The sequence below is a fragment of the Blautia sp. HA9023 genome, assembly GCF_056504095.1.
Genome location: NZ_JBWLUR010000006.1, coordinates 958,000 through 982,916, shown reverse-complemented (window position 1 = coordinate 982,916; position 24,917 = coordinate 958,000). Strand labels below are relative to the sequence as shown.

The window sequence follows — 24,917 nt, the reverse complement described above, 5'->3', positions numbered from 1 at the left end:
TGGATTAATTGCATTTTTTTTGATACAAAAGAAAGGGCTGACATGGTACAATGAAATTATACTTATAGAATCTCAGATCCGGATCAGGCGGATATCTGCAATCCGCATTCGCTACATAACTCTGCATCGAATAACCGTTTCTAATTTTATCAGGAGGTGATCTCTATCCATATAAATCTGAAACTCCGAGATATTTTCCACTCATTATTCAGCCCCACCCTGGATTTCCGTGTCCGGCTGTTCAACATCCTCGCCTCCGGTGGCACCATTATCAGTCTGATCATGGCTTTTCTCAGTTTCAGGACCGGCTCCTGGGGAAATGTGCTGATCAACTTCGCACTGGTTGTCATATCCGGAGGACTTTTTCTTTATTCCTATTATAGTGGGAAATATCAGCGCTGTTACCTGATCACCATTGTCCTGATCTTTCTCATTGTTTTTCCGATCATGTTTTTTACCAGCGGCGGATATCATGGCGGCATGCCGGCATTCTTCGTGTTTGCCATTATCTTCACTGTGCTGATGCTGGAAAAATGGCGTGCTCTGATCGTTTCTCTTCTGGAGATTGTCCTATATATGGGACTGTGTCTGGTTGCGTACCATTTTCCGGACAGTGTGACTCCTTTTGCAACGGAAAAAGACCGGCTGGCAGATGTACTCCTGGCATTTGTCTCTGTAAGTATTGTCTGCGGCATTGTTCTCTATTTTCATCTGAAAGAATACAATCAGCAGCAGATCCTTCTTAAGGAACAGAACCAGCGGCTTCGTTCCCTTGACAATGCCAAGTCCACCTTCCTGACCACCGTTGCCCATGAGATCAAAAATCCTCTGAACTCCATCTCCCTCCACGCCCGGGATACTTCCGAGCTGCTTGAGGAAGAACCTCTGGATTTCTCGCTTATGCAGCAAAATCTCCGCACGATCGAACAGTCGGTAATGCGGATCGACCGGATTGTGCTGGATCTTATGGATACCGTTTCCATTGAGCAGGGACGGCTTGCCCTTTCCCTTGTACCATCAGATCTGGGAGCACTTTTACATTCTGTGGAAAAAGATTTCAGCAGTCATCCAAGTCCCGGGAATAACCAGCTGGTCCTTACGATACAGCCCAACCTCCCGGAAATCTCTGCAGACCCGGAACGACTGATCCAGGTTGTCACCAATCTGATCTCCAATGCAGAGCGTCACACCCAAAACGGAACCATCACCATTTCTCTTACCGGCGAACCGGGCTGGCAGACCATCTGCGTCTCCGACACCGGAACCGGCATGTCAGAAGAAATGCGAAAAAACGCACTCAAGGGTTATGTTTCCGCTGATAAGGATTACTGGCGGCACGGCATAGGCCTCTATGTCTGTCATCAGATCATCACTGCCCATGGCGGCAAAATATGGCTGAAAAGTAAAGAAGGCGAGGGAACTCAGGTGTTCTTCTCACTTCCGGAGGAGGAATCATAAATGAATGAAAAGAAATCACTTATCCTTATGGTCGAGGATGAAGAACAGGTGCTGAATACCAACTGCCGGATGCTGCGGCGCCGTGGCTACGATGTCCGCACTGCACAGACAGCCGCCGAAGCCTGTCATCAGCTTGAAGAACAGCTGCCGGATCTTCTTATCCTGGACATTATGCTTCCGGACGGAAACGGTCTGGATATCTGCCGCCGCTTCCGCGAAAAAACCATGAATCCGGTTCTTTTTCTCACCGGAAAAAGTGATATCCGGGATCGGGTAGAAGGACTTCAGCAGGGAGGCGACTATTATCTCACCAAACCTTATAATTTCGATGAATTTCTGGCCGTGATCCAGATGCTTCTGGAACGCCAGAAACGAATGGAAAAAAAAATAAAAGAAAAATTTCAGTCCTCCCGTCAGATCACCATCGGCAGCCTGCGGCTGGATCTTTCGGACGGCCATGCATATCTCAATAATGCCGACACAGGCCTTACCCGGACCGAATTCTCTCTGCTGCGTCTCCTTGCAGAAAACCAGGAGAAGATTTTTTCTGCAAAGGAGCTCTACGAAGCGGTATGGGGCAGCTGTGCAGGAACAGATACCAGCACGGTACGGCGGCATATCTTTAACCTCCGGACCAAGATCGGTGCCGAAGATACCGATGAGTATGACATTGTCTCGGTTTATGGGAAGGGATATCTTTTTACCTGCCGGTAAATGTCTCTTTTTCTTCACATTTCCGGATATCAGGATCTGTCTGTTACAATATACTTAACAAACAGATCCTTTTTATTTTGTAAAAATTTATGATCCGTGGACAGTAACTGAATAACTGCTGCGCAATTTATCAGGAGGTGCCTATGCATAAAAAAATCTTAGTTCTTTTAACAGGCGCGATCGCTCTTTCCATATCTGCAATCCCGGTCCTCGCTTCTGACCCTCCAACCGATGACGGTCAGTACATCTGGCAGGATGAAAACGGAGATTACTGGTACCGCAATGGTTCCGAGGATGAATATATCGGGGAAGGTAATTATGCCCCTGACCCGGATTCCGGTGAACTGATGGAAGGCAACGATGCCGGCTGGACCGAACAGGACGGTTATTTTGAGCCTCATTATTATTATGAGGACGGCAGTGTGTGGCTGGAAGATGCCACCGGAACCACATATATTGGCTCCAGAGATAAATATTATATTGATGACTACGGCAATCTTCAGGAATATTCCGATTCTGAAACTGATTCCTCCTCCGGAGATTCTTCAGAAGAATCCTCCGATACCAGTGGAAACTCCTCCTCGCAGGATTCCGGTTCTTCATACCCAAATTCCTCTTCTGATACAAACGCAGAAGAATCCTCTGAATCGGAAAAGCGTGGCGAGCTTCATATGCGGGTTGGATTCCCTGCCGATGATACGATCAGAGAATCCATGCCCGAAAAAGAAGGTTATTTCGAGCAGCGTTCCGTAAATGGCGGAAAAAGCACTGCCTTTGTTTTAAAAGTACCAAACTCCTCTCTGGAGGATTCTTCCCTGAAGGGTTTTCTGGCAGAATACTATCCGGTAAAGGGTGAGATCATCACAAAAAAGGACCTTACCTTTGAATCTTATCCCGCCACGAAATATCAATACTTAACCGCGGTCAACGAAGAAGAAAAAAATGTAGATGCTCTTGTATGCCAGACTGACGATTATACATTTGGACTTTTTGTCCTGACTCCGTCAGACACCTATGACAAGGCCGCCGAAAAGGAAGCCACAGAGCTGATCAAATCCATAGATTTCGTTTACGCAGAGCGTGTGGATATGGCCATGACGGATTACTTCCAGGTCCTCACTCCGGAGCGCTGGAAATATCTCTGCCGTTATGAAACAACCGAAACCGAAAATGGTGGATATAAACTGACTTATTACAATGAGGATGTTCCTGTACTGACTCTGGAAGCCAGATATTACGATGGCGAAGACCAGCCTCTGGACAGTGTATGGCAGGGCTATCTCGGCCGTATCGAAACCGTCGACGGCAAAAAATACGATCTTCTGTCCACCATCAGCCAGTACTCCAAGGACGCCTCTGATGAATGGAAGGAAATGTATGACACTTATCTGGATGTCATAAACGGGATCCGTATAATGGACGGCTGTTCCCTGACCGAAGGAAGCCATGCCTGATCCCTTGTGATTCACATTGCCCCCTCTGCCGTTATTTTGCAGACCGGAAGATCCATAGCTGCATGTGATGTTGACAGCTGCTATATATCAGGTACAGATTTTCCAGTCGCAAAAGGCACATCATATTTACATAAAAGAAGCTGCAGACTCTGTTTTTTCACTGTTCTGCAGCTTCTTTGTGTTATTGTGTCCAACTATATCTTCTACTGTCTATCCTTCGTAAATCTGATCAAAAATCCCTCCATCTGAAAAATGTGTTTCCTGTGCCTTTTTCCATCCGCCGAAATCATCAATGGTGACAAGATTGATGTCCAGGTCAAACACATCGGAGTATTCCTTCAGAATATCCTGGTTTGACGGACGGTAATAATTATCACCGGCGATCCTCTGTGCTTCATCGGAATAGAGATAATTCAGATATTCCTCTGCCACATCTCTGGTGCCTCTTTTGTCTACGACTTTATCGACTACTGCTACAGATGGCTGTGCAAGGATGCTAATGCTTGGTGTTACGATCTCGTAGTCGTCCGGATAATCCTTTACGGAAAGATAGGCTTCATTTTCCCAGGCGATCAGTACATCACCCTGTCCGTTTTCCACGAAAGAGGTCGTTGCGCCTCTGGCTCCGGTGTCCAGGACAAGTACGTTTTTGTAAAGATCTCCGATGAATTCTTTAATTTTATCCTCGTCTCCGTTATATTTATCTTTTGCATAGGCCCAGGCTGCCAGATAGTTCCATCTTGCTCCGCCGGAGGTTTTCGGGTTTGGTGTGATCACACCTACGTCTTTCTTTACCAGATCATCCCAGTCTTTGATGTTCTTGGGATTTCCTTTTCTTACAAGGAATACGATGGTTGAAGTATAGGGAGAACTGTCTTCCGGAAATTCATCTACCCATCCGTCATCGATAAGCCCTGCATCCTGGATCGCGTCCACATCATATTCCAGTGCCAGTGTTACCACATCTGCTTCCAGTCCGTTGGCAACTTCAAGTGCCTGTTTTCCGGAGCCTCCATGAGACTGCGTGATATCCACATCCTGGCCCGTTTTTTCTTTCCAGTGTTTCTGGAAGATCTTATTGTACTGCTCATAAAGTTCTCGGGTCGGGTCATAAGATACATTGGTAATGCTGACGCTGTCCGCCGCATATGTGGTTACTCCTGTAAGGCTTCCGATCGCTGCTATTGCTGCAAGAGCTGCTACTGCTGATTTCCATCTTCTTTTCATAATACTTACCTCCTGTATTTTGCCTCGTGTTTTGTTGTTGGGGCTATTATAAACATGAGTAAGTCCATATGAAAACTGTTAGATTAGAAACCGTTTTCAGCAGTTTTCAGAAACAGGGGTGTTTTTGCGGATTTCACAGGTTTTTATATCTGATTCCGGCCGATATTATGTTGTTTTTGTTGATTTTTGCATCGTATTTTATTGTTCCGGGAGTATATGTGAAAACGTCATCAGCCTTGTGAATCCAACAAATTCTCCCAGTACTCCCCTCTGTTTGGCAAAAATCTTTCTGCATTCATTTTTCTGAAACAGTTATCCACACCCGCCTTGAAAAATCTTTCTTTCGGGCGAGTGGTTTTCCACATATTCCACAGAAGTTATCCCCTGTTGGCTGTGCAGTCATCTATGCGCTTGTGTGACCTTATCTCTTTTTACAGATAGATGTAGTCGTTCATTACCGGCTGCAGACCGTGATCTTTCAGGGCATTGAATACTTCATCCACGGATCTTCCGTCTGAAATCTCAAACTGATCATCGCCTTTATCTTCGATGTCTTCCACATGGCTTCCGATTCCTGTGCTGACACCTGCAGAAATCTTGGTTGCTGCGATATTTACCAGGTTGTCACGGACACGCTCGCACTCTCTGGTGGATACGGTGATACTTGCAAACGGCATAAACAGACGGTATGCACAGACTACCTGCAGAAGCTGTGGTTCATGGACATCCTTCGGATTAATCCGGTCATTGTTGATGATCGGGCGGAGTCTCGGGCAGGAAAAAGCAATCTCTGCGTGTGGATATTTTCTCTGCAGAAGGTATGCATGATATCCCGTCGCAAAAGCATCTTTACGGAAATCATCCAGTCCCAGAAGAGCTGCAAAGCCAACACCTCGCATGCCACCTTTCAGTGCACGCTCCTGTGTATTTAATCTGTATGGAAAAATCCTCTTATGGCCTGCCAGATGCAGGGTTTCGTACTTATCAGAATTATAGGTCTCCTGGAAAACGGTCACATAATCTGCACCGCATTTGTGAAGATATGCATACTCATCAGAGTTCATCGGATACACTTCAAGGCCTACTACCTTGAAATATTTCCGGGCGATCTCGCAGGCTTTTCCGATATATTCCACATTGGACTTGGATTTACTCTCACCGGTAAGGATCAGGATCTCCTGAAGGCCGGTCTTGGCAATGGCTGCCATCTCCTTCTCAATCTCTTCCTCGTTCAGCTGTGCACGGCGGATCTTGTTGTGGCAGTTAAATCCACAGTAAATACAGTAATTTTCGCAGTAGTTTGCAATGTAGATCGGTGTAAACATACAGACACTGTTTCCAAAATGTTTTCTTGTTTCGATCCGCGCTGCCTGTGCGATCTCTTCCAGAAGAGGCAGTGCTGCCGGTGAAAGCAGTGCCTGAAAATCTTCCGGTGTACGGTTGTCATGGGCCAGGGCTCTGCGTACATCTGCTTCTGTGTATTTGTCATAATCATATGCATTCATTGCGGAAATAACCTGATCCATCACATCAGACTCTTCCAGCTGTTCCATATCCGGAAGGTACTTCATGTGGTCGATACGATTCTTTTTCATGTCTTCCAGAATTTCTTCGTTTACGATACTCTCATTAAAATGGCCGTCCTGCTGACTGGCCTGTACTGTTTCTGCCATTACTCTTATGTCGCTCCTCTCATATATTGCAGCAATACTCTGGTCCTCACTGCTGCATATCTGTAAACTCAATTTCGATTGAAACCAGACAATACCTGTGTTTCACTACACAGGCAGTGCCTGTCCCCTGCTTAGTGTTCTGCGTTCAATCATTCATTTATCAATTTTACTCATGCAGAAATCCAGTCAGCGGTGAAGATGCACTTGCACCTCTTTCCAGGGTTCTTCCCATGCCGGAAAGGTATGCGCTTCTTCCTGCCTCGATGGCTTTCTTAAAAGCCTCCGCCATAACACGGACGTCCCCTGCTGTTGCGATGGCTGTGTTTGCCATAACTGCCGCAGCACCCATTTCCATAGCCTCACATGCCTGTGATGGACGGCCAATCCCTGCGTCTACGATGATCGGAAGATCGATTTCGTCGATAAGGATCTGGATGAATTCTTTTGTGCAGATTCCTTTGTTAGAACCGATCGGAGAACCAAGCGGCATTACACAGGCAGCTCCTGCGTTTACCAGATCTCTGGCTGCATTCAGATCCGGATACATGTACGGCATGACAACGAAGCCTTCTTTTGCAAGGATCTCAGTTGCTTTGATGGTCTCATAGTTATCCGGGAGAAGATATTTGGAATCATGGATGACTTCGATCTTTACAAAATCTCCGCAGCCAAGCTCACGGGAAAGTCTTGCGATGCGGACTGCCTCCTGTGCGTTTCTGGCACCGGATGTATTCGGAAGAAGTGTAACGTCCTTCGGCACATAGTCCAGGATGTTGGCAAGTCCGCCTTCATTTGCACGGCGCAGAGCAAGCGTTACGATCTGTGTTCCTGCTTTTTCGATACATGCTTTTACAAGATCCAGGGAAAATTTTCCGGAACCAAGAATAAAACGGGAAGTAAACTCATGGCCTCCCAGGATCAGTTTGTCTTCATTTGTGTTTGCTGTTGTCATTTTTTATGTCCACCTTTCTTTTTATCTTCAATATACCTTTTATCTCAGCAGCTTCCGCCGCCCATAAACTGCAGAATCTCCACAACATCGCCGTCTTTCAGCACTGTTGTATCGTAAGTCTCTCTCTTGATGATCACTTCATTCAGTTCAACTACTACCTGCACCGGAACATAATTGCAGGCTTTCAGATATTCGGTTACTGTTACCGGATTTTCCAGTGTTCTTTTCTCGCCGTTTACTGTGATCATAAGCTCTCCTTTCCGAGAATAAAAAAAGAGTCCACAAAGAAATACACCCGCGGTGGTGCACCCCTTCATGAACTCAGTTCACTCTCAAAATTTCCTGTATTCCGTTGTAGATACCAGGGTTAAAAGCATCTGCTCTTAAGCCCTTCCTTGTAAATCCTGATCATAAATAAAAAGGGAGACACACCAAAGTATCTCCCGTAAATTCATCCTATACGTTCCTACGTTGGCATTATCCAAATCAGGTATAAGGGTCGAAGTTGAAGACTTCCTCTCAGCCTGCCATCACAAGCTCCCCTGTTATTTACAATGCTTAGTATAAGGCGAATTATGATTAATGTCAAGCCTGAAAGGCTTAAGCCACCTTACATAACGGAATAGAAAACCCCGGAAGGCTCGCACACTTCCGGGGTTTTCGTTTTTGCCAATGTTTGAATTTCATCACATTTCTTAGCTACTATTATCTTATGCTTTCCACTCTGTTTTGTCAACCAGAGTATATTACAATTCCGGAACCACTGTAGTCCATAGATGATTTCCTATTTTCTGGAAATCCCCCTCCAGAGACATTACAGTTACTACTGCATCCTTGTCAGGAAACGCCAGACAGAACTGACCATAATTTCCATCGGATCGATAGGAACCGGCTTCCGGATTCATGACAAACTGATATCCATATCCAAAACCGGAATAAAGATTTCCCGGACTTCCTGCCGCTGAATTGTCTACAAGATTGGAAGTCGCAACTTTCATATACTCTTCCGGCACCAACTGTTTTCCATTGTATTTTCCTTTATGAAGGATCAGCTGTCCATATCTGGTGAACTCGTCAATATTTACATAAAGACCATTCGCAGCATGTACATGACCTTTCGGACACAAAGTCCAGTCCGGATTTCCAATTCCCAATGGTTCAAAAAATCGATTTCTCAGATATTCCAGAAGGTTGACACCCGCACGTTTTTCAATGGCACAACTGATCATATATGTGTTGAAATTACTGTACAGCCACTGGGTTCCTGGTTTATTTACAACCTTCGCGTTCTCAAAGAAATATCTGATCCAGTCCGGTGTTGTATAACGTTCCGGCCAGTCACAGAAAAACAGTGAGCTTTCCAGACCGGTGGTCATTGTCAGCATATTTTCCAGAGTCACATCACCAAGATATCCTTCTGTTTTTTCTGGAACATACTCCGGAAAAATATCAACGATCTTCTCATCCAGCTGAATCAATCCCTCATCCAGTGCAATTCCCACTGCACAGGATACCACGCCTTTGCATGCAGACCAGGTATTCAGGCGGGTTTTCACCGGCATTCTTTTATATTCTGCCGTTAACTGTCCTTCACGCCATATCTGCGCATACATAACATTGAGATTTTCTTTTAAAGTTTTGATAGCAAATTCATTGATCAGGTTCTGGTCTTTATTCATAAACATTAATCCTCCCACACACTTGTTTCCATCTTTACATCAGGACTTACACTTCTAAACCATCCGTAAGCCATGCATACTACAATGGCTATCAGACTGATGATTACTACCGGAAGTTTCAGGCTTCTGCAAGAATTGATAAAAATGCAGATATATGCAAACAGGCTCAAACAGCAGAGGAAATAATATTTTCCGTTAGAAATATGCATTGGTGATTTTTCCCATGCTTCTGCATGTTTTTTCGGAAGCTGGAAATAAGCATAAATCTGCAGAAATGCCAGTGCTGATGCCAGAAGCATAATATTATTTACAACATCACTGATAGAAAAGTCCAGTAACACAGGTAATATTCCCATAAGATAAGTAAATGTCATCAGTTTCCAGTAAGCCCCTCTTCTGTTCTGAGCTGCCCATGATTTCGGAAGCCATCCATCTTTACAGGACTGTGCAACCGGAATACAGTTATTGGAAATTGTTGAATTAATGGATGAAGACAGTGCAAGTACCGGACCACCAATCATAAATACTGTGAAAAGTGCCGGATTTAAAATATTTTTTGCAACCAGGGTAAGCGGCTGTCCGGCTACCTGATCCAGAGGAAGCACACCACTTGCTACAATTGCAACACCGCCATATACAACCATCAGTGTCGGAATACAGTACAGAAGTGCCTTTGGAATATCTTTATGTGCTTCTTTTGCCTGTTTACCATAATTCATAATGCAGGAATATCCGTTTGTTGAATATACATACAGCATGATTGCGGAAAAGAATCCAGATGGACCATTGGAGAAAAAGTCTGGTGCTGTAAACTCAAACACCGGATTTTTCAGCTGGAGGCATCCCAGAACAATAAACAGACCAAGTGCAACAAACAGCAGGGTAACCAGAATTTTCTGTACCTTCGCCATTACATCCACACCACACAGATTGATGGCAAAGAACACACTCAGGGCTGCAATTCCAAACCATTTCGCATTGATCTGCGGCCACAGGGAATTTGCATACATACCAATTGCCACACCATAAGTCGCCAGATTGATCGTCTGTGGCAAAAATCCTACTGCATACATACCGGCAACTCGTTTGCCGGCCATATCTCCTACCAGAGAATAAAATCCTCCTCCAAGTTTCAGTGTAGATGTGATCCATGGAATTGGTGCAATCATCATAAATCCCCAGATACATGCAGCTACATATGCCAGCCATGCTGACTGACCAGTCAAAAGAATTGCCGGTCCGATCAGTGTCAGAACACCCGATCCAATCGCCTGTCCTACACCGATTGTATAAAGATCACTTCGTTTCAGGTAACCTGTTTTTTCTTTTATTTCCTTTACTGTTGACGACATAAAAGCCCCCCTTTTTTATTGGCTCTAATATTAATAGTGCAATTAATTCTTTTTCTGACGTCATATGAATTATTTAATGCTATATTAACATCTAGGTTTCAAGATTTCTATTGACAATATTATTAAAAATACACACTTTAATTTGTGCATTATTTACATCTTTTTTATATCAAGAAGAATTTTTTACTCCATTATATTGTAATCAAACTTTACACCTGTTATAATTTATTATACTAATCGTACAATACAGGAGGTTTTCATGAAAATAGAACAGTTGATCCGTGAAAAAGTATCTTTCCTTTCTGCCGGTCAGAAGAAAGTCGCCGAATATATATTACAACACCTTGATTCATTCAGTTATTCCACCCTTGCGAAACTCAGCAAGGAAATTTCCGTAAGCGAAACCACTATCATACGCCTCGCTTATTCTCTGGGATTTGAAAGTTTTTCCGAGATGCAGCGTACTGTACAGAATGACATTCTTTCCATTCCCACAGCTACAGCAGATGACACACTGGACAATGGGAATTTCTATCAGAACATCATTGCAAAAGAACTCCATTCCATGGAAAACTGGGCTTCACACCTGAGTCAGGATGATATGGATCAGATCGTTACCTATCTGACCAATGCGAAGAAACGTCTGATTGTAGGCGCCCGTTCCTCTTACAGTGCAGCACTCTGGATGGGAACCTTGCTGAATCAGCTTCTTGGAAATACCAAGGTGGTTCATGAATTTTATGATCCCCATTTTGAATATCTCACGGAAGCTTCTGAAGATACTGTTGTTCTTCTGCTCTCTTTTGCCCGCTATACCAAATGGTCACTGAAATACGCACAGGTTGCCAAAAACCATGGTGCAAAGATCCTTGCCATCACAGACAGTATTTCATCACCGGCATGGTCTCTGGCAGATCATGCGGTCATTACAGAGATCAATCTCAATGAAATGGGATTTAACTCCTTTTCCTGTCTCTATTGTCTTTTTGACAGCATTGTTGCAAAAATCCGAAAAAGCAAGTGCAAGTCCATCAGTACACACCTTCATGACCTGGAAGAACTTTACTCAGACTTTGATCTTTTTTACGAATAATAATTACAGGGGGGGATTATCATGCAGGAAATTTTAGATATTTTTCTTGAAAAATCTAAACAGCATCATTCCAATATTATCTATGCCCAGATATATAAAAACGATGTTTTAAAAGAAGAATTCAGGCTTTTTCCGGTAAAAACCCGATTAAATATATGGTCTATCAGCAAGCCTTTTGTTGCCATGGCTGCTGGTATCGCAGAACGCGAAGGACTGATCACTCTTGATGAATATATTTATCCCTGGTTTGAAAAATATTTCCCATCTGATCCTTCCGAAAATCTTTACAAAATAAAGATCTGTGATCTGCTTACGATGTCATCCGGTCAGAAAGATCCTCTCTTTTTCTGCGACGGTCCGGAACGATACAGAGAAAAAGACTGGGTAAGATATTTTTTCCAGAATGATTCTTTTCCCTATACACCAGGTACCCATTTCGTGTACAGCAATTTCTGTTCCTATATTTTGTCTGTTCTTCTGGAAGAAAAATCCGGAACCGGTTTGCTGAATTATCTGCGATATCGTCTGTTTGAACCAATTGGCATCCCGAATCCGGACTGGACCCTCTGCCCTCAGGGACATTGCATGGCAGCTAATGGACTGTATCTGACGATTGATGAACTGGCCCGTTTTGGGCATCTGCTTCTGCATGAAGGTGCTCTGAACGGAAAACAGATTGTCCCAAAAAACTTTGTTATGGATGCCTGCCGAAAACATATCGATTCCTACAATCCATTAACCGAGCGTCCGGATTATCAGAGTTATGGCTATGGATATTTCATATATATGGGGCCCATGGAAGATACGCTGATCCTGTCCGGCAATTACGGCCAATACTGCGTCATTGATAAAAAACGTCAGATGGTATCCTGTGTTATGTCCCTGGATGGCAATGACCACAAAAAAATCCGTGATGATCTGGTGGATTCTCTTGCAGAATATTATGGTGTAAAAATTTCACACATCTAAAAAAATGCCGCTCCCGCGGCCTCATCATCTGATATTCGCAATCCGCTAACGCTACTTGCTCATAAAAAAATGCCGCTCCCGCGGCCTCAGCAGCTGATATTCGCAATCCGCTAACGCTACTTGCTCATAAAAAAATGCCGCTCCCGCGGCATTTTTTTATATAACCAACCAGTCCTCAACCATAGCTGTATTATGCAGCAACACGGCTTCATTTCCTTTCGTCACAAAGATCCTCTGTACGAAAACATCCACAACTTCGCCTTCCCGGACGGGTTCTTCGTCAAGGCTTCTTCTGGCGCTGAGTGTGGTGTTTCCTACACGAACTTTCAGTTCCAGGCTGCTGCCACGGAATGCGACTCGTTCTACGATGCCTTCTGTGGCAGAACTTTTATATTTCTGCTCCTCGTTCTTCTTGGTCACTTTCACAAACTCCGGACGGATAATAGCTTTTTCTCCGCCTGGAACTTCCTCGAAGTGATTGAACACCTGATAATCCTCGATCACGGACGTCTGTCCGAAAAATCCCGCCGTAAATGCAGTATCCGGATTCTGGTAAACCTCCAGCGGCGTTCCCTTCTGCTCGATACGTCCCCGGTTGGTAATGATGATCTCATCCGCCACCTCAATGGCCTCGTCCTGATCATGAGTAACGAAAATACTGGTGATTCCCAGTTTCTCGATCATATCCTTCAGCCAGCTTCGAAGCTCTGTACGGATCTTTGCATCAATAGCGGCAAAAGGCTCATCCAGAAGAAGCAGCTGCGGATTCGGAGCAAGGGCCCGGGCAAAAGCAACTCGCTGTCTCTGACCACCGGACAGCTGACTTGGATATCTTTTTTCCAGGCCTTTCAGCCCGATCAGCTCTACCAGTTCCATAACCCTCTGCTTGATATACTTCTTATCCGCCTTCTGTACTTTCAGACCAAACGCAATATTATCATACACAGTCATATACCGGAAAAGGGCATAATTCTGGAACACAAATCCAATGCCTCGCTCGCTGGCAGGAACATCATTGACCACTCTTCCGTCAATGATGATCTCACCGCTGTCCGGCTGCTCCAGACCGGCGATCATACGGAGGATCGTTGTCTTTCCGCTTCCGCTTGGGCCTAAGAGACCGATCAGCTTACCTTTTTCGATGCCAAAACTTACGTTGTCAGATGCCTTGTAATCCCCATATGTTTTATTGATATTTTTTAACTCAACGTACATCGCCTTTTTCCCCCTTTCCTTTATGTTCCAGAACATTTCTCGCGATCAGAAGGATCACCGCCAGGATCACCAGGATCGAAGAAACCGCAAACGCCGGAACATACTGGAATTCGTTATAAAGAATTTCCACATGAAGCGGAAGTGTATTTGTTTTTCCACGGAGATGTCCGGACAGTACGGACACGGCTCCAAACTCTCCCATAGCTCTCGCTGTACACAGCACAACGCCATAAAGGAATGCCCACTTGATATGCGGGAAAGTCACTTTGGTAAAGATCGTCCAGCCTTTTGCTCCCATCAGTGCTGCCGCCTCTTCCTCATCGGACCCTATAGATTCCAGCACCGGAATGATCTCTCTTGATACAAATGGAAATGTAACAAAAATCGTTGCCAGGATAATTCCAGGAACTGCAAACACGATCTGGATCCCTGCTTTGTCAAGAACAGAATAAAGCGGGCTCTGCTTTCCAAAAACCAGAATATAAATAAGACCTGCGATGACCGGTGACACCGTAACCGGAATGTCGATCAGCGTCGTCAGAAGCTTTTTTCCCCGGAAATAAAATCTGGTCATTGCCCACGCTGCACACAGGCCGAAGATCGTGTTGCATACAACAGCAGCCACCGTTGCTTCTATGGTCAGTGCCAGAGCTTTCAGCGTATACTCATCTGTCACAGCCTGCACGTAGCACTCCCAGCCTTTACTCAGCGCCTGGGTCACAACAACCACCAGCGGAAGCACCAGCATTACAAAAAGAAAGATCACGGAAATCCCAATGAGGATCCATTTCACCGGCCCGGAAGCCTGCTTCTTTTTTTCGTCCATTATGCGTCCCTCCCTCTGATTCGTTTCGTATTTCTTGCCTGCACCAGATTCACGCCAAACAGGATCAAAAACGATACTGCCAGTGTAACCAGTGCGATAGATGTTGCGCTTTCATAATCAAACTCCTGAAGTTTTGACATAATGATCAGCGGTGTGATCTCTGTATAATATGGTTTATTTCCTGCGATAAAAACAACGCTTCCGTATTCTCCCAGGCAGCGTCCGAAAGCAAGTCCAGCACCGGAAAGCATTGCCGGCAGAAGCTCAGGAAAAATTACCCTGCGGAAAATGGTGAATGGTTTTGCCCCCATGACACGTGCTGCCTCTTCATAGGAACCATCCAGTTTTTCCAGCACCGGCTGAATAGCCCGGACTACAAACGGAATTCCCACAAAGATCAGAGCCACCGTGATACCGATCCTGGTATACGCGATCTTGATCCCGAACTTTGCAAAAAAGCTTCCCACCAGTCCTTTGTCGGATGTCAGTGATGTCAGCGAGATACCGGCAACTGCAGTTGGCAGCGCAAAAGGCAGCTCGATCATTCCATCCATGATCCTTTTTCCCGGAAAATTATACCGCACCAGCACCCACGCAAGGATCAGTCCCATGATGGCATTCACCACCGTGGCCGCAAATGCAGTGATAAAACTTACATAAAATCCGGACAAAACTCTCGGCCGTGTGATCACCTGGATAAATTCCCGAAATCCCAGCCGCGCTGAATATACAGCCAGAGATGCAAGGGGAATCAGAACCACGATACTCAGCATCGCCAAAGTCACTCCCATTGTCAGTCCAAAGCCTGGTATCACCCGTTTACTCTGTTGTTTCTTCATTTCTGTCTCCCCTCTTTTCTGTATCCGCTATGCTTTTTTACTCTTCATAAATCTCATCAAACACTCCACCGTCCGCAAAATGTTTCTTCTGTATTGCATCCCATCCGCCGAAATCTTTGATAGTAGTCAGCTTCACACTCAGGTTAAAAGTATCTGCATGTTTTTTCAAGATGGTCTGATTGACCGGTCTGTAATAATTCTCAGCGATCAGCTCCTGCGCTTCATCGGAATACAGATATTTCAGATAAGCTTTTGCGGCATCTGCGTTATCGTGTTTTTTTACATTTTCATCTACAACAGCAACGGACGGCTGTGCCAGGATACTGATGCCCGGCGTTACGATCTCGTAATCATCCGGATTATCCCTTACAGAAAGAAACGCTTCATTTTCCCAGGCGATCAGCACATCCCCCTGCCCGTTTTCCACGAAAGAGGTTGTGGCACCTCTTGCTCCGGAATCCAGAACCAGGACATTTTTGTAAAGCTTCTTGACAAAGGCTTTCATCTCTGTCTCATTGCCGTTATATTTCTCATTGGCATAAGCCCAGGCTGCCATGTAATTCCAGCGGGCACCACCGGAGGTTTTCGGATTGGGAGTGATCACTCCCACACCATCCTTTGTCAGATCATCCCAGTCTTGGATATTCTTCGGATTTCCCTTCCGAACAAGAAATACAATGGTGGAAGTATAAGGAGCACTGTCATCCGGATATTCATCGATCCATCCCTTGTCGATCAGACCGGCATTCCGGATCGCATCGATATCATATTCCAGGGCAAGTGTGGCTACATCTGCCGGAAGTCCGTTGGAAATCTCAAGTGCCTGCTTGCCGGAACCTCCATGAGACTGGATCACATCCACACTCTGGCCGGTTTCCCCTTTCCAGTAATCTGCAAAGATCTTGTTGTATTCCTCATAAAATTCTCTGGTTGGATCATAGGACACATTGATGATCTCTACCTGATTTTTATCCTTTGTATTGTTTCCTGATACTGCAAAAGTTCCTGCCAGTACCACTGCTGCCAGTGCGATACAGACACCTGCGATGCGTCTTTTTTTCATGATTTATGTACTCCTTTTTGTCACTGCTGCGACCTTCTGTAAACGTTATCCTGATTGAATACATTAAACCATATTATTCCCATTAATTAAATAGGAATATCTGAAAACGTTTTCACGCATATATTCTGTCAAAGCTGCAAATATTTCATATCTCATCATATCAGCAATCCTCAGATACAATAATCGCTCCACATACTGTCCTCCACACTGCTGCAGCTGTTCCGGATCACCAGCTTTCCTTCCAGTTCCATCCGGACAATACCGGAATGTCCGCCTCTCAGTCGGTCCAGCAGCAGATACAGTGCGAATTTTCCCATATCCTCTTTCGGCAGACTTACCGTTGTCAGCATCGGCTTGGTAAACTGTGCTTCCTGAATATCATCACTGGATATGATAGAAGGCATATAATACCGGTTCCGGAATTTATTCAGACATTTCAGCATTCCTATCGCCGAAATATCATTGGCGCAATAGATTCCGGTTGGCATGTCGTCCGACTGGAAGAATTTTTCCATGGCCTCATATCCTTCGGCCTCTGTCTGTTTCGTCTCAATAACATACTCAGGAATCACATCCAGATCATGCTTCTTCAGGGTTTCCAGATATCCATTGTACCGGTCTTCGCTGTGGCACTGACCAATATATCCGATATTTTTATGCCCCAGGGAAATCAGATATTCCACTGCCGCTGACGCGATCTTTTTTCCATCGCAAAGGACTTCATCCACTTCATAATTGGTGGAATTCCGGTTCACCAACACCACGCTCTTATATTTCTTATTCAGTTTTTTCAGGGCTTCCTTATTACATCTGCCTATGATGATCAGTCCGTCCCTCTTCCCGTCTACCTCGCCATACATTCCATCAACCAGCCGGTCCAGATTCTCCCTTCGGCACTTCCGGTCATCGGAAAACACAGACATATACCATACTTTGGAAAGAATGCAGTTTTTATCATGGATCTCACTTTCGATCACCCGGAGAAGCTCCGCAAAAAATGGATCGGTGGTGGAAGAATCGGTTCTTGTCATCAGAATATTGATGTACCAGGTTTTCTCCTGCTTCGCGGAAACACCTCTTTTCAGATTCCGGGCCGCCTCATTTGGCACATAATTCATCTCGATGGCTGTTTTCCATATCTTATCCCGGAGTCCGGAAACAGAACATTTATAATTGGGATTATTCAAAACTCTGGAAACCGTCGCCGGTGAAACCCCTGCCTTTTCTGCAATCTTCTTGATGGACATGTACCCGTCCCCTCCCTCTAAAAAAAAGTCTGCCCGCTGCCAGTCCTGTAAGCTGCTCAACGTCATCTGTGTAACAGAACTTTTTATTATTCCTTATTTCATAGTAATTAAATATGTTTTATATGATAATAAGAGTTTTTAAAAAAGTCAATCTTATTTTGTGAAAACGTATTCTTTTTTTGCTGCATCTTCCAGTAGACCACCCGAATTCTGCGCCTTGCCCATCTCATTTAGCATTACATTACCACGCAAGGCGCACTACAAAAAAATACCTTACACAGAGTTACTGTGGAAGGTATTTTTTGCGATCATCACTTATTATTGTCCTTTAATTTTCTTTTGATATATTCTTCTATCAATTCCAATAATTGTTTACCCGTTTCTATCTGTTCTTCTGCTTCTTCTCTTGTTGCAATATAAAAATCATCATAATCGCTGGCATGTCTGATTTCTTCTGCTTCTACGATTTTTCGTCCAAGTTTTCTGGGAAAAATCTCTGTTTTAATATAATTCTTATTGAAATTTGCTAATGCATCTTTATGACGTTTATATGCATTTCCATCTAGTGCATGTATTGCTGAAATTGCATGATAAATACCATAATATGCCCGATTATTAGCACCTCGAAATTCTTTTGCATTCAAAAGAATTTCCGCAGCTTTAATATCACTTTGGGCAGTTTCAATCCGATAAAAAATAAGATCTTTCTGCGTTCCTTTTTCATCAGGCTGCATCAAATAATTTTACCCCCTCTTTCTTTACATTTGCATAAAATGGATAAACATCAACCCAATTCAGAAAATGTTTTTCACTTTTTGCAATTGGCTTAATATCAAGATCATGATCCATATTAAAATCAAAAGTTTCTCCTGCCAATTCATGACGATACTGTTTAATATCTATATCAGACAGATCAAGGAGAATCATAATATCGATATCAGAATCTTCTCTATAATCTCCTCTGGCATATGAGCCGTATAAAATAACACTTTTCAAATGTTTCCCATATATTTTCTGTAATATTTTTGTGTATTGTTCCAACAATGTCTTCATCGATACCGGCATAATCCCGCCCCCTTCTATCTGATAAAACATCTTTATTCGATAACCACTATTTCTTCCATTTAATTATACGCTTTTATATCATTATTCTGCAATGAAATTTTTTCGACATAATTCTCCAGACATACAAAAACAGACTGAGAACCTGATATATATTCTTATCAAGCTCCAGTCTGTTTTGCGTGCTCAAATATATAAGATATAACTATGAGCAAATAACAAATGCGGATTGCTAATATCCCTTGAATTATTTAACCGTTACCTTACAGGTCAGTTTTTTTGCTCCGCTCTGCACGGTGATCACGGCCGTCCCTTTTCGGATTCCCTTTACAACACCTTTGGAATTTACCGTAGCGATCCTGCGATCCGAGGAACGGAAAAGAATCTTCTCGTCGCTGTAATACGGCACGGTCACTGCCTGGATCGTGTATGTTTTTCCACGAAGTATGGTTTTTGTTTTGGGCACGCCGGTCATCTTTGCGGTCCTTACTGCGGCAGTATTGTTCAAAAAACGGAACCCATTTTTCTTTGCGTAAGTCTGAGCAGTAGAACTCTTTTTTCCGACAATGACAAAAGTTTTATTTTTTCCACTATTGAAATTATAGCCGATCGCTTCTTTTTCTATCACTGTTTTACTGTTTAGGATCGTAATCTTTTTCATTGCCTGGCAATCATAAAAAGCATTGCTTCTGATCTTTTTCACGCTGGCGGGTATCGTAATATTCCCCAGTTTTCGACAGTTACCGAATGCACCGTTCCCAATCTCTGTAAGCTTCTTCGGTAACGTCACTTTTCTGAGATCTGAACAAAGAGAGAACGCACTCTCATCAATAAGCGTAACACTGTCAGGAAAACTTATTCCTGTCAAACCACAATGCCGAAAAGCAGCTCGTTCTATCCTGGAAACGCCCTGTCCCAAAGTAACTTTTTTCAGTTTCATATCTGCCTCAAACAACGATTCCGGTAATGTTTTTACACTTCCCGGAATACTGACAGATTCCAGACTGCTACAGTAACTGAAAGCATATTCCTCAATTTTTGTCACTGTTTTCGGTATATCCAGGCTCGTAATTTTACTCTGGTAAAAAGCATATGCGCCAATGCTTTTCAGTCCATTCGGAAGCTTGATGCTGGTGATCGAAGTATCACCAAATGCCCGAACGCCGATACTCCGCAAAGTTCCCGGCAATGAAATTCTCTTCAGATTTTTACAGTTTGAAAAAGTTCTGTCACCGATTCCCGTGATCCCGGATGCAACTGTTACCGTTTTTATCGTTTCGGATCTGTATGAAAAATCATCGGTAACTTTAACTTCCCCTTTTCCCTGTATCTGAAGATTTCCATTGGAATACAGCCGGTAAGTGGCATTGCTTCCGCAGGATCCTTTCGCAACAAGTTTTGCAGTGCTCTGCGTGCCTGCTGCCGATGCTTCCTGTGTATGATCAGCCGCATAACCAGTCTGTGCATGCACAACCACAGAAGGTACACAGGCCCCTGTTATGATCATTACTGTTGATAATATCGCCGCAATTTTTTTCCCAAACATATAGCTTCCTCCCTAAAAAAAACAATCAGCTATATCACAGAAGGACCGGCATACATCCGGTCCTCTCTGCTCATGTCAAGCGGATATTGGCAATCCGCATTCGGTTAAAATTTATTTGTTAATCCAACCACATACATATCTTCTTTATACTCAGGAATCTTCACCAGAAGTCCCTCTTCTGTATCCTCAGTTTCTACTTTAACTGCCGGATCAAAAGATCTCAGCTGTCCATGATAACCTTTGATCAGGAACTCATTTGCTCCCTCTTTCAGATGATCTGCAAACACATTGAGATTTCCCTCTTTCTGTGTATAATGCAGCTCAATTCCATTCTCCAGCATCTCAGATTCGCGGTCGCTGCAGCGTGTGCCATAAATACCATCATGGTTAACTTTCAGCCATGCGCCAAGAATCTTCAGCCTCTTTACCTGTTCTTCCGGAATTGTTCCGTCTGCTTTTGGTCCGATGTTCAGAAGCAGGTTTCCATTGTTTGCAACAGTTCCTACCAGAAGTGAAATTAGATCCGGAACAGAAATCAGTTTGTCATCACCTTCATTGGCATTATAACCGAAGGATAATCCCATTCCACGGCACATTTCCCATTTCTCTTTTCGATTCACAGAACCGGATTTGTACTCCTTGGTAAGGAAGTCATGGTAACGGTCATTGAAACGGTCGTTTACTACACCTTCCGGCACTTTGTTATAATAATGTGCCAGGAAATACGGCATCATCTCTTCACTCTGTGTCGGCCATCCGATATCATTCCAGAACACACTCGGTGCATAATCATCTACAAGCTCTTTCATCTGATTATAGGAATAATCTGCATATGCAAATGTCGGGCTAGCTGTTCCAAACAGATCATCATCCTCAAAAATAGGATCATTTGCATACTGCCAGTCAATCAGTCCTGAATAATACAGCCCCATACGGATACCTGCATCCCGGACAGCCTCTGTCAGCTCACCGGTGATATTTCTCTTCGGTCCCATTTCCACAGAGTTAAAGTGTGTATACTTACTCGGGAACAGGCAGAATCCATCATGATGCTTGGTTGTCAGAACAACATACTCTGCACCTGCTTCTTTAAAAATCTCTGCCCACTGTTTCGGATCCCAGTTTTCAGCTTTCCACATAGGAATAAAATCTTCATATTTGAAATCTTTTCCGTATTTTTCCATATGATGCTCATATGTCGGGCCTTTTCCTATGTTCAGAGAATTATAATACCACTCTGCGTAAGGATTATCCGCAAACCACTCTTTGGAATCAACTTCTCCCAGTTCCCATGTATGTGGCGCAAAAGCCGGTACAGAATAAATTCCCCAGTGAATAAAAATTCCGAATTTACAGTCCTCATACCATTTTGGAACGGTATGTGTATTTACAGAGTTCCAGTTTCCTGTGTATCTTTTGTTTCCCATAGTGTAATCCCCATAACCTTTCTGTTATACATAAGTTTTTGCTGATTTTCCTGTATTTTTCTGCCGGAACAGTTCCGACAGTATCCCCCGTTTATTCTCCGATAATTTACTCTATCGTGATCTTCAGTACCACCGGCATATCCCCTGCATCAACCGCTCCTCTTCCGCAGGAAATATCCAGTTCTTTGTTTCTTGCATATGACGGATGCAGATCTGTTCCAAGAATCTCAATATCCCTGATCGTAGATTTCAAAAGTTTCATATCATTTCCAAGAGATTTGATATGGATCTCTCCGTCTTCCGGCCAGTGAAGTACCGTTGCGTAAATATGGTTGCTCTTGCTTGTGAAACGGATATCCTCAGAAGTAAAATGCTTGTCATAAGTATCTGTGAAATGGCCTTCCGGAACCACCGTCGGACCCTCTCCAAATACTTTCCAGTATCTGGTTCCGTAAATTGCCTCTCCGTTTACTTTCAGCCATTTTCCCATTTCTCTCAGGATATGTGCATCTTCTTCCGGAATCGTGCCATCCGGCTTCGGTCCGATATTGAGAAGAAGTGCGCCATTTTTGCTGACTACATCGATCAGATCCAGAACTACATCTGAAGGTTTCTTGTAATCATTTCCGATGGTATAGCCCCAGGAATTCTTCGCTACAGAAGTATCGTTCTGCCAGAGATCCGGTGTGATATGGTCTAACTGACCTCTCTCCAGATCATTGACCGCACTGCCGTAAACATATGCGTCAAATTTTGCATCAATAGCAGTTTCTTTTCCCCACTGAGCAGAACGGTTGTAATAATATGCCGCAAATTTACGGAGATACGGTTTCCATGCATACTGCTGAATCCACCAGTCAAAATATACGATGGAAGGCTGATATTTATCTACAATCTCACATGTACGAACAAGCCAGTCCTGCATATGCTCTTCCGATGGCGGATTGTCATAGATATCACTCATATCCCGGGTGATTCCTGCTACCGGTCCGTAAAGATCCGCATATTCCGGATCATTGACATCTGCCTCCGGGATCTGACGTCCTCCGTTAAAGAACCAGTAATGCTCCGCTCTGTGAGAAGAAGCTCCCAGAACCATGCCTTCTTTTTCAACTTCTGTCTTCAGCTCTCCCAGGATATCACGCTTCGGTCCCATCTCAGCAGCATTCCAGCGGCAGAGGTCACTGGCGTACATCTGAAATCCATCGTGGTGTTCTGCAACCGGAACTACGAATTTCGCTCCTGCCTCTTTAAAAAGTGCTGCCCATTCTTTTGGATCAAATTTTTCTGCCTTAAACTGCGGAATAAAATCTTTATATCCGAATTTATCCAGAGTTCCATATTTCTCTATATGATGCAGATTTTCTTTGGAGCCTTTCACATACATATTTCTGGGATACCACTCGTTTCCAAATGCCGGAACACTATATACACCCCAGTGAATAAAAATTCCAAACTTATCTCTTGCATACCACTTCGGAGTAGGATGCTCACAGAGAGAATCCCACGTATCGGTATATGGTCCCTGTGCGATCACTTCATCGATCAGGGAAAGATATTCTTCTTTTTTCATTTCACAGTCCTCTTTTGTGTTTTTATTCATATTTAACAGGTGTTTATATGTTACCATCAAATGTTTTAGTTGTATACGCTTAACAATTCACAAATAAAACGTTTCGTTTTTGTGCAATATACATATCAAAAAAAGCTCCGATGATGTTTTTATTTAAACTTCATCAGAGCCTTTTCTGTTTTTATATAGTATTCTCTTCGATCACTTTCTCGATCCGTCTCTTTACTTCTTCCGCAATCTCCGTTGTATGCATATCCTTATATTCCTCATAATACATTGGAGGAAGGATATGTACCTGCACTGTGATCTTCTCTGTGGAACCGGTATCAAAAGCTTTAAAAGAATCGATCAGCGCAACAGGAACGATCGGACATTTTGTCTTTGTCGCAGTCTTAAAACTGCCGCCCTTGAATGTTCCCGGGTGATTTCCGTTCTTACTTCTGGTTCCTTCCGCAAAGATCAGATAATTGCGACCTGCCCTTACCTCGCGGATCACATTGACAATCACCTGCATGGACTGCTTCAGGTCCTCTCTGTCAATGATAAAAGCCTTCATGCAGGCAAAAACCTGCTTCAGGAATGGAATATCTCCCACTTCTTTCTTAGCTACTACAGAAAAAGGAACCGGGCAGGCTTTAATGATCGCCAGTACATCAAACAGTCCCTGGTGATTCGGAAAAAACATAAATCCGTTTTCCTTGAGGATGTTTTCCTGCCCATGCACATCAATATGGATATTTCCGCCTTCGATGGCATGCTCATCTCACATGTCTCAGGAATGTGTATTTCTTCTCTTCCGGATAATCATCTGTATGCGCCGCATACCAGCAAAGTTTGATCCACCAGTAGGGAACAAAGATCAGATTCCTGATCACCATCAGCAAAATTCGCTTCATTCTTATGTCCTCCTGCCTGTTTTTATCCGTTCAGTTTACTTGCAATTTTGTCCTCATATCCCGGATTCTTTTTCAGAAAGACTTCGTAAGCCTTGGTATAGTCTGTATAAGTTTTGGTGGTCATAAATTTCTGATAATCTGCCGCAGCCTGCTGGCTGATCTCATCTGAGATCTCAGCCGGCGAATACAGATAATATTTCTTATCCTGCACTTTTACAAGGTAAGTACTGATGCACGGATATTCCTGGTCATTCTGCAGTACAAGATTATAGCGGATATAAACATACGTATAATTTTTACTCTCAGAAATGGCCTCACAGCTGTCAATATTTACATCCTTTGCTCCATGAGCCTGGAAATATTTGACCGTGGATGAAATCTCTGTTTTTGCCTCATCAGAAATCTTATCCGCACCATAACATTCCTGCATTTTTTTGTCCTTGCCTTCTACCGCAGCCTTGATATAACTTTCCACAAGCCCCTCCGGGGTTCTGTGGCTGATCCCCCCACAGCCTCTGGCTGCCAGGATGATCACCAGCAGTATCAGAATAACTCCTGCCAGTGTCGCCACATGGACAAAATTCAGTTTTTTGTTGGAATATTTCAGTTTTTTCACAGATTTTTTTCTGCGTTTCTTTTTTGTCGTCGTCAT

General features: G+C 43.8%; 22 protein-coding genes, 1 pseudogene and 1 riboswitch. Of the genes and pseudogenes, 5 read left to right on the top strand and 18 right to left on the bottom strand.

Annotated features, from left to right (window positions below):
* Positions 1 to 282 precede the first annotated feature (282 nt).
* The 3 genes from AC04Q6_RS08540 (at position 283) to AC04Q6_RS08530 (ending at position 3,626) form a co-directional block, all read left to right on the top strand.
* Entirely contained in the window at positions 283 to 1,458 is a 1,176-nt protein-coding gene (locus AC04Q6_RS08540; protein WP_476389639.1) for an ATP-binding protein, read from the top strand.
* The gene (locus tag AC04Q6_RS08535) at positions 1,459 to 2,172 is read left to right on the top strand and encodes a response regulator transcription factor (RefSeq protein ID WP_118071855.1); all 714 of its coding nucleotides are present in this window, start codon (positions 1,459 to 1,461) and stop codon (positions 2,170 to 2,172) included.
* A gap of 143 nt (positions 2,173 to 2,315) precedes the next feature.
* Positions 2,316 to 3,626 carry a hypothetical protein gene (locus AC04Q6_RS08530; protein WP_119248320.1) on the top strand — a complete coding sequence of 437 codons (1,311 nt, stop codon included), beginning with the start codon at positions 2,316 to 2,318 and terminating at the stop codon, positions 3,624 to 3,626.
* Between the two features lie 210 nt (positions 3,627 to 3,836).
* On the opposite strand, the gene AC04Q6_RS08525 is transcribed toward AC04Q6_RS08530, so the two are convergent.
* The 6 genes from AC04Q6_RS08525 to AC04Q6_RS08500 form a co-directional block, all read right to left on the bottom strand.
* Positions 3,837 to 4,853, bottom strand: a complete 1,017-nt coding sequence (locus AC04Q6_RS08525) for a sulfate ABC transporter substrate-binding protein (protein WP_021977209.1) — start codon at positions 4,851 to 4,853, stop codon at positions 3,837 to 3,839.
* A 431-nt stretch (positions 4,854 to 5,284) separates the two neighbouring features.
* Positions 5,285 to 6,526 (bottom strand): 2-iminoacetate synthase ThiH, encoded by a 1,242-nt coding sequence (thiH, locus tag AC04Q6_RS08520; protein ID WP_244832816.1) that lies wholly within the window; start codon positions 6,524 to 6,526, stop codon positions 5,285 to 5,287.
* Positions 6,527 to 6,692: 166 nt separating this feature from the next.
* Positions 6,693 to 7,478, bottom strand: a complete 786-nt coding sequence (locus AC04Q6_RS08515; protein ID WP_021977211.1) for a thiazole synthase — start codon at positions 7,476 to 7,478, stop codon at positions 6,693 to 6,695.
* A 44-nt stretch (positions 7,479 to 7,522) separates the two neighbouring features.
* A complete protein-coding gene (thiS, locus tag AC04Q6_RS08510; protein ID WP_119248321.1) occupies positions 7,523 to 7,726 on the bottom strand; it encodes a sulfur carrier protein ThiS in 204 nt (67 codons plus the stop codon).
* Between the two features lie 198 nt (positions 7,727 to 7,924).
* Positions 7,925 to 8,032, bottom strand: a riboswitch (TPP riboswitch).
* A gap of 192 nt (positions 8,033 to 8,224) precedes the next feature.
* On the bottom strand, positions 8,225 to 9,157 hold the full coding sequence (locus AC04Q6_RS08505) for a serine hydrolase domain-containing protein (RefSeq protein ID WP_173762190.1): 933 nt from the start codon (positions 9,155 to 9,157) through the stop codon (positions 8,225 to 8,227).
* 5 nt (positions 9,158 to 9,162) lie between these two features.
* Positions 9,163 to 10,509, bottom strand: coding sequence for an APC family permease (locus AC04Q6_RS08500; RefSeq protein ID WP_118063615.1), 1,347 nt, complete (start codon positions 10,507 to 10,509; stop codon positions 9,163 to 9,165).
* Between the two features lie 259 nt (positions 10,510 to 10,768).
* Between AC04Q6_RS08500 and AC04Q6_RS08495 the strand changes: the two genes are divergently transcribed.
* Positions 10,769 to 11,602, top strand: coding sequence for a MurR/RpiR family transcriptional regulator (locus tag AC04Q6_RS08495; protein ID WP_119248056.1), 834 nt, complete (start codon positions 10,769 to 10,771; stop codon positions 11,600 to 11,602).
* A gap of 21 nt (positions 11,603 to 11,623) precedes the next feature.
* A complete protein-coding gene (locus tag AC04Q6_RS08490) occupies positions 11,624 to 12,571 on the top strand; it encodes a serine hydrolase domain-containing protein (protein WP_119248055.1) in 948 nt (315 codons plus the stop codon).
* Between the two features lie 156 nt (positions 12,572 to 12,727).
* Here the strand turns inward: AC04Q6_RS08490 and AC04Q6_RS08485 are convergent, their stop codons facing one another.
* From AC04Q6_RS08485 to AC04Q6_RS08430, 12 genes and pseudogenes are all read right to left on the bottom strand, one after another.
* A complete protein-coding gene (locus AC04Q6_RS08485; RefSeq protein ID WP_174088481.1) occupies positions 12,728 to 13,786 on the bottom strand; it encodes an ABC transporter ATP-binding protein in 1,059 nt (352 codons plus the stop codon).
* A complete protein-coding gene (gene cysW, locus AC04Q6_RS08480; protein ID WP_119248054.1) occupies positions 13,776 to 14,612 on the bottom strand; it encodes a sulfate ABC transporter permease subunit CysW in 837 nt (278 codons plus the stop codon). Before cysW ends, AC04Q6_RS08485 begins: the two co-directional genes overlap by 11 nt.
* A complete protein-coding gene (gene cysT / locus AC04Q6_RS08475) occupies positions 14,612 to 15,451 on the bottom strand; it encodes a sulfate ABC transporter permease subunit CysT (RefSeq protein ID WP_119248053.1) in 840 nt (279 codons plus the stop codon). The genes cysW and cysT overlap by 1 nt, the downstream gene beginning before the upstream one ends.
* A gap of 37 nt (positions 15,452 to 15,488) precedes the next feature.
* Positions 15,489 to 16,514, bottom strand: a complete 1,026-nt coding sequence (locus tag AC04Q6_RS08470; RefSeq protein WP_244832815.1) for a sulfate ABC transporter substrate-binding protein — start codon at positions 16,512 to 16,514, stop codon at positions 15,489 to 15,491.
* 170 nt (positions 16,515 to 16,684) lie between these two features.
* Entirely contained in the window at positions 16,685 to 17,761 is a 1,077-nt protein-coding gene (locus AC04Q6_RS08465; protein WP_476389638.1) for a substrate-binding domain-containing protein, read from the bottom strand.
* Between the two features lie 311 nt (positions 17,762 to 18,072).
* Positions 18,073 to 18,498, bottom strand: a complete 426-nt coding sequence (locus AC04Q6_RS08460) for a HEPN domain-containing protein (RefSeq protein WP_044961586.1) — start codon at positions 18,496 to 18,498, stop codon at positions 18,073 to 18,075.
* Positions 18,485 to 18,826: a nucleotidyltransferase domain-containing protein gene (locus tag AC04Q6_RS08455; protein WP_015526591.1), complete on the bottom strand. Its 342-nt coding sequence runs from the start codon at positions 18,824 to 18,826 to the stop codon at positions 18,485 to 18,487. Before AC04Q6_RS08455 ends, AC04Q6_RS08460 begins: the two co-directional genes overlap by 14 nt.
* A gap of 244 nt (positions 18,827 to 19,070) precedes the next feature.
* Complete coding sequence (locus tag AC04Q6_RS08450; RefSeq protein ID WP_119248052.1) at positions 19,071 to 20,369, bottom strand: leucine-rich repeat protein; 1,299 nt, start codon at positions 20,367 to 20,369, stop codon at positions 19,071 to 19,073.
* A gap of 104 nt (positions 20,370 to 20,473) precedes the next feature.
* Positions 20,474 to 21,796, bottom strand: a complete 1,323-nt coding sequence (locus AC04Q6_RS08445; RefSeq protein ID WP_119248051.1) for an alpha-L-fucosidase — start codon at positions 21,794 to 21,796, stop codon at positions 20,474 to 20,476.
* A 106-nt stretch (positions 21,797 to 21,902) separates the two neighbouring features.
* Positions 21,903 to 23,369 (bottom strand): alpha-L-fucosidase, encoded by a 1,467-nt coding sequence (locus AC04Q6_RS08440; RefSeq protein WP_119248050.1) that lies wholly within the window; start codon positions 23,367 to 23,369, stop codon positions 21,903 to 21,905.
* 181 nt (positions 23,370 to 23,550) lie between these two features.
* A pseudogene (locus AC04Q6_RS08435) lies at positions 23,551 to 24,265 on the bottom strand (lysophospholipid acyltransferase family protein).
* Positions 24,266 to 24,287: 22 nt separating this feature from the next.
* Positions 24,288 to 24,917 (bottom strand): hypothetical protein, encoded by a 630-nt coding sequence (locus tag AC04Q6_RS08430; protein WP_242997021.1) that lies wholly within the window; start codon positions 24,915 to 24,917, stop codon positions 24,288 to 24,290.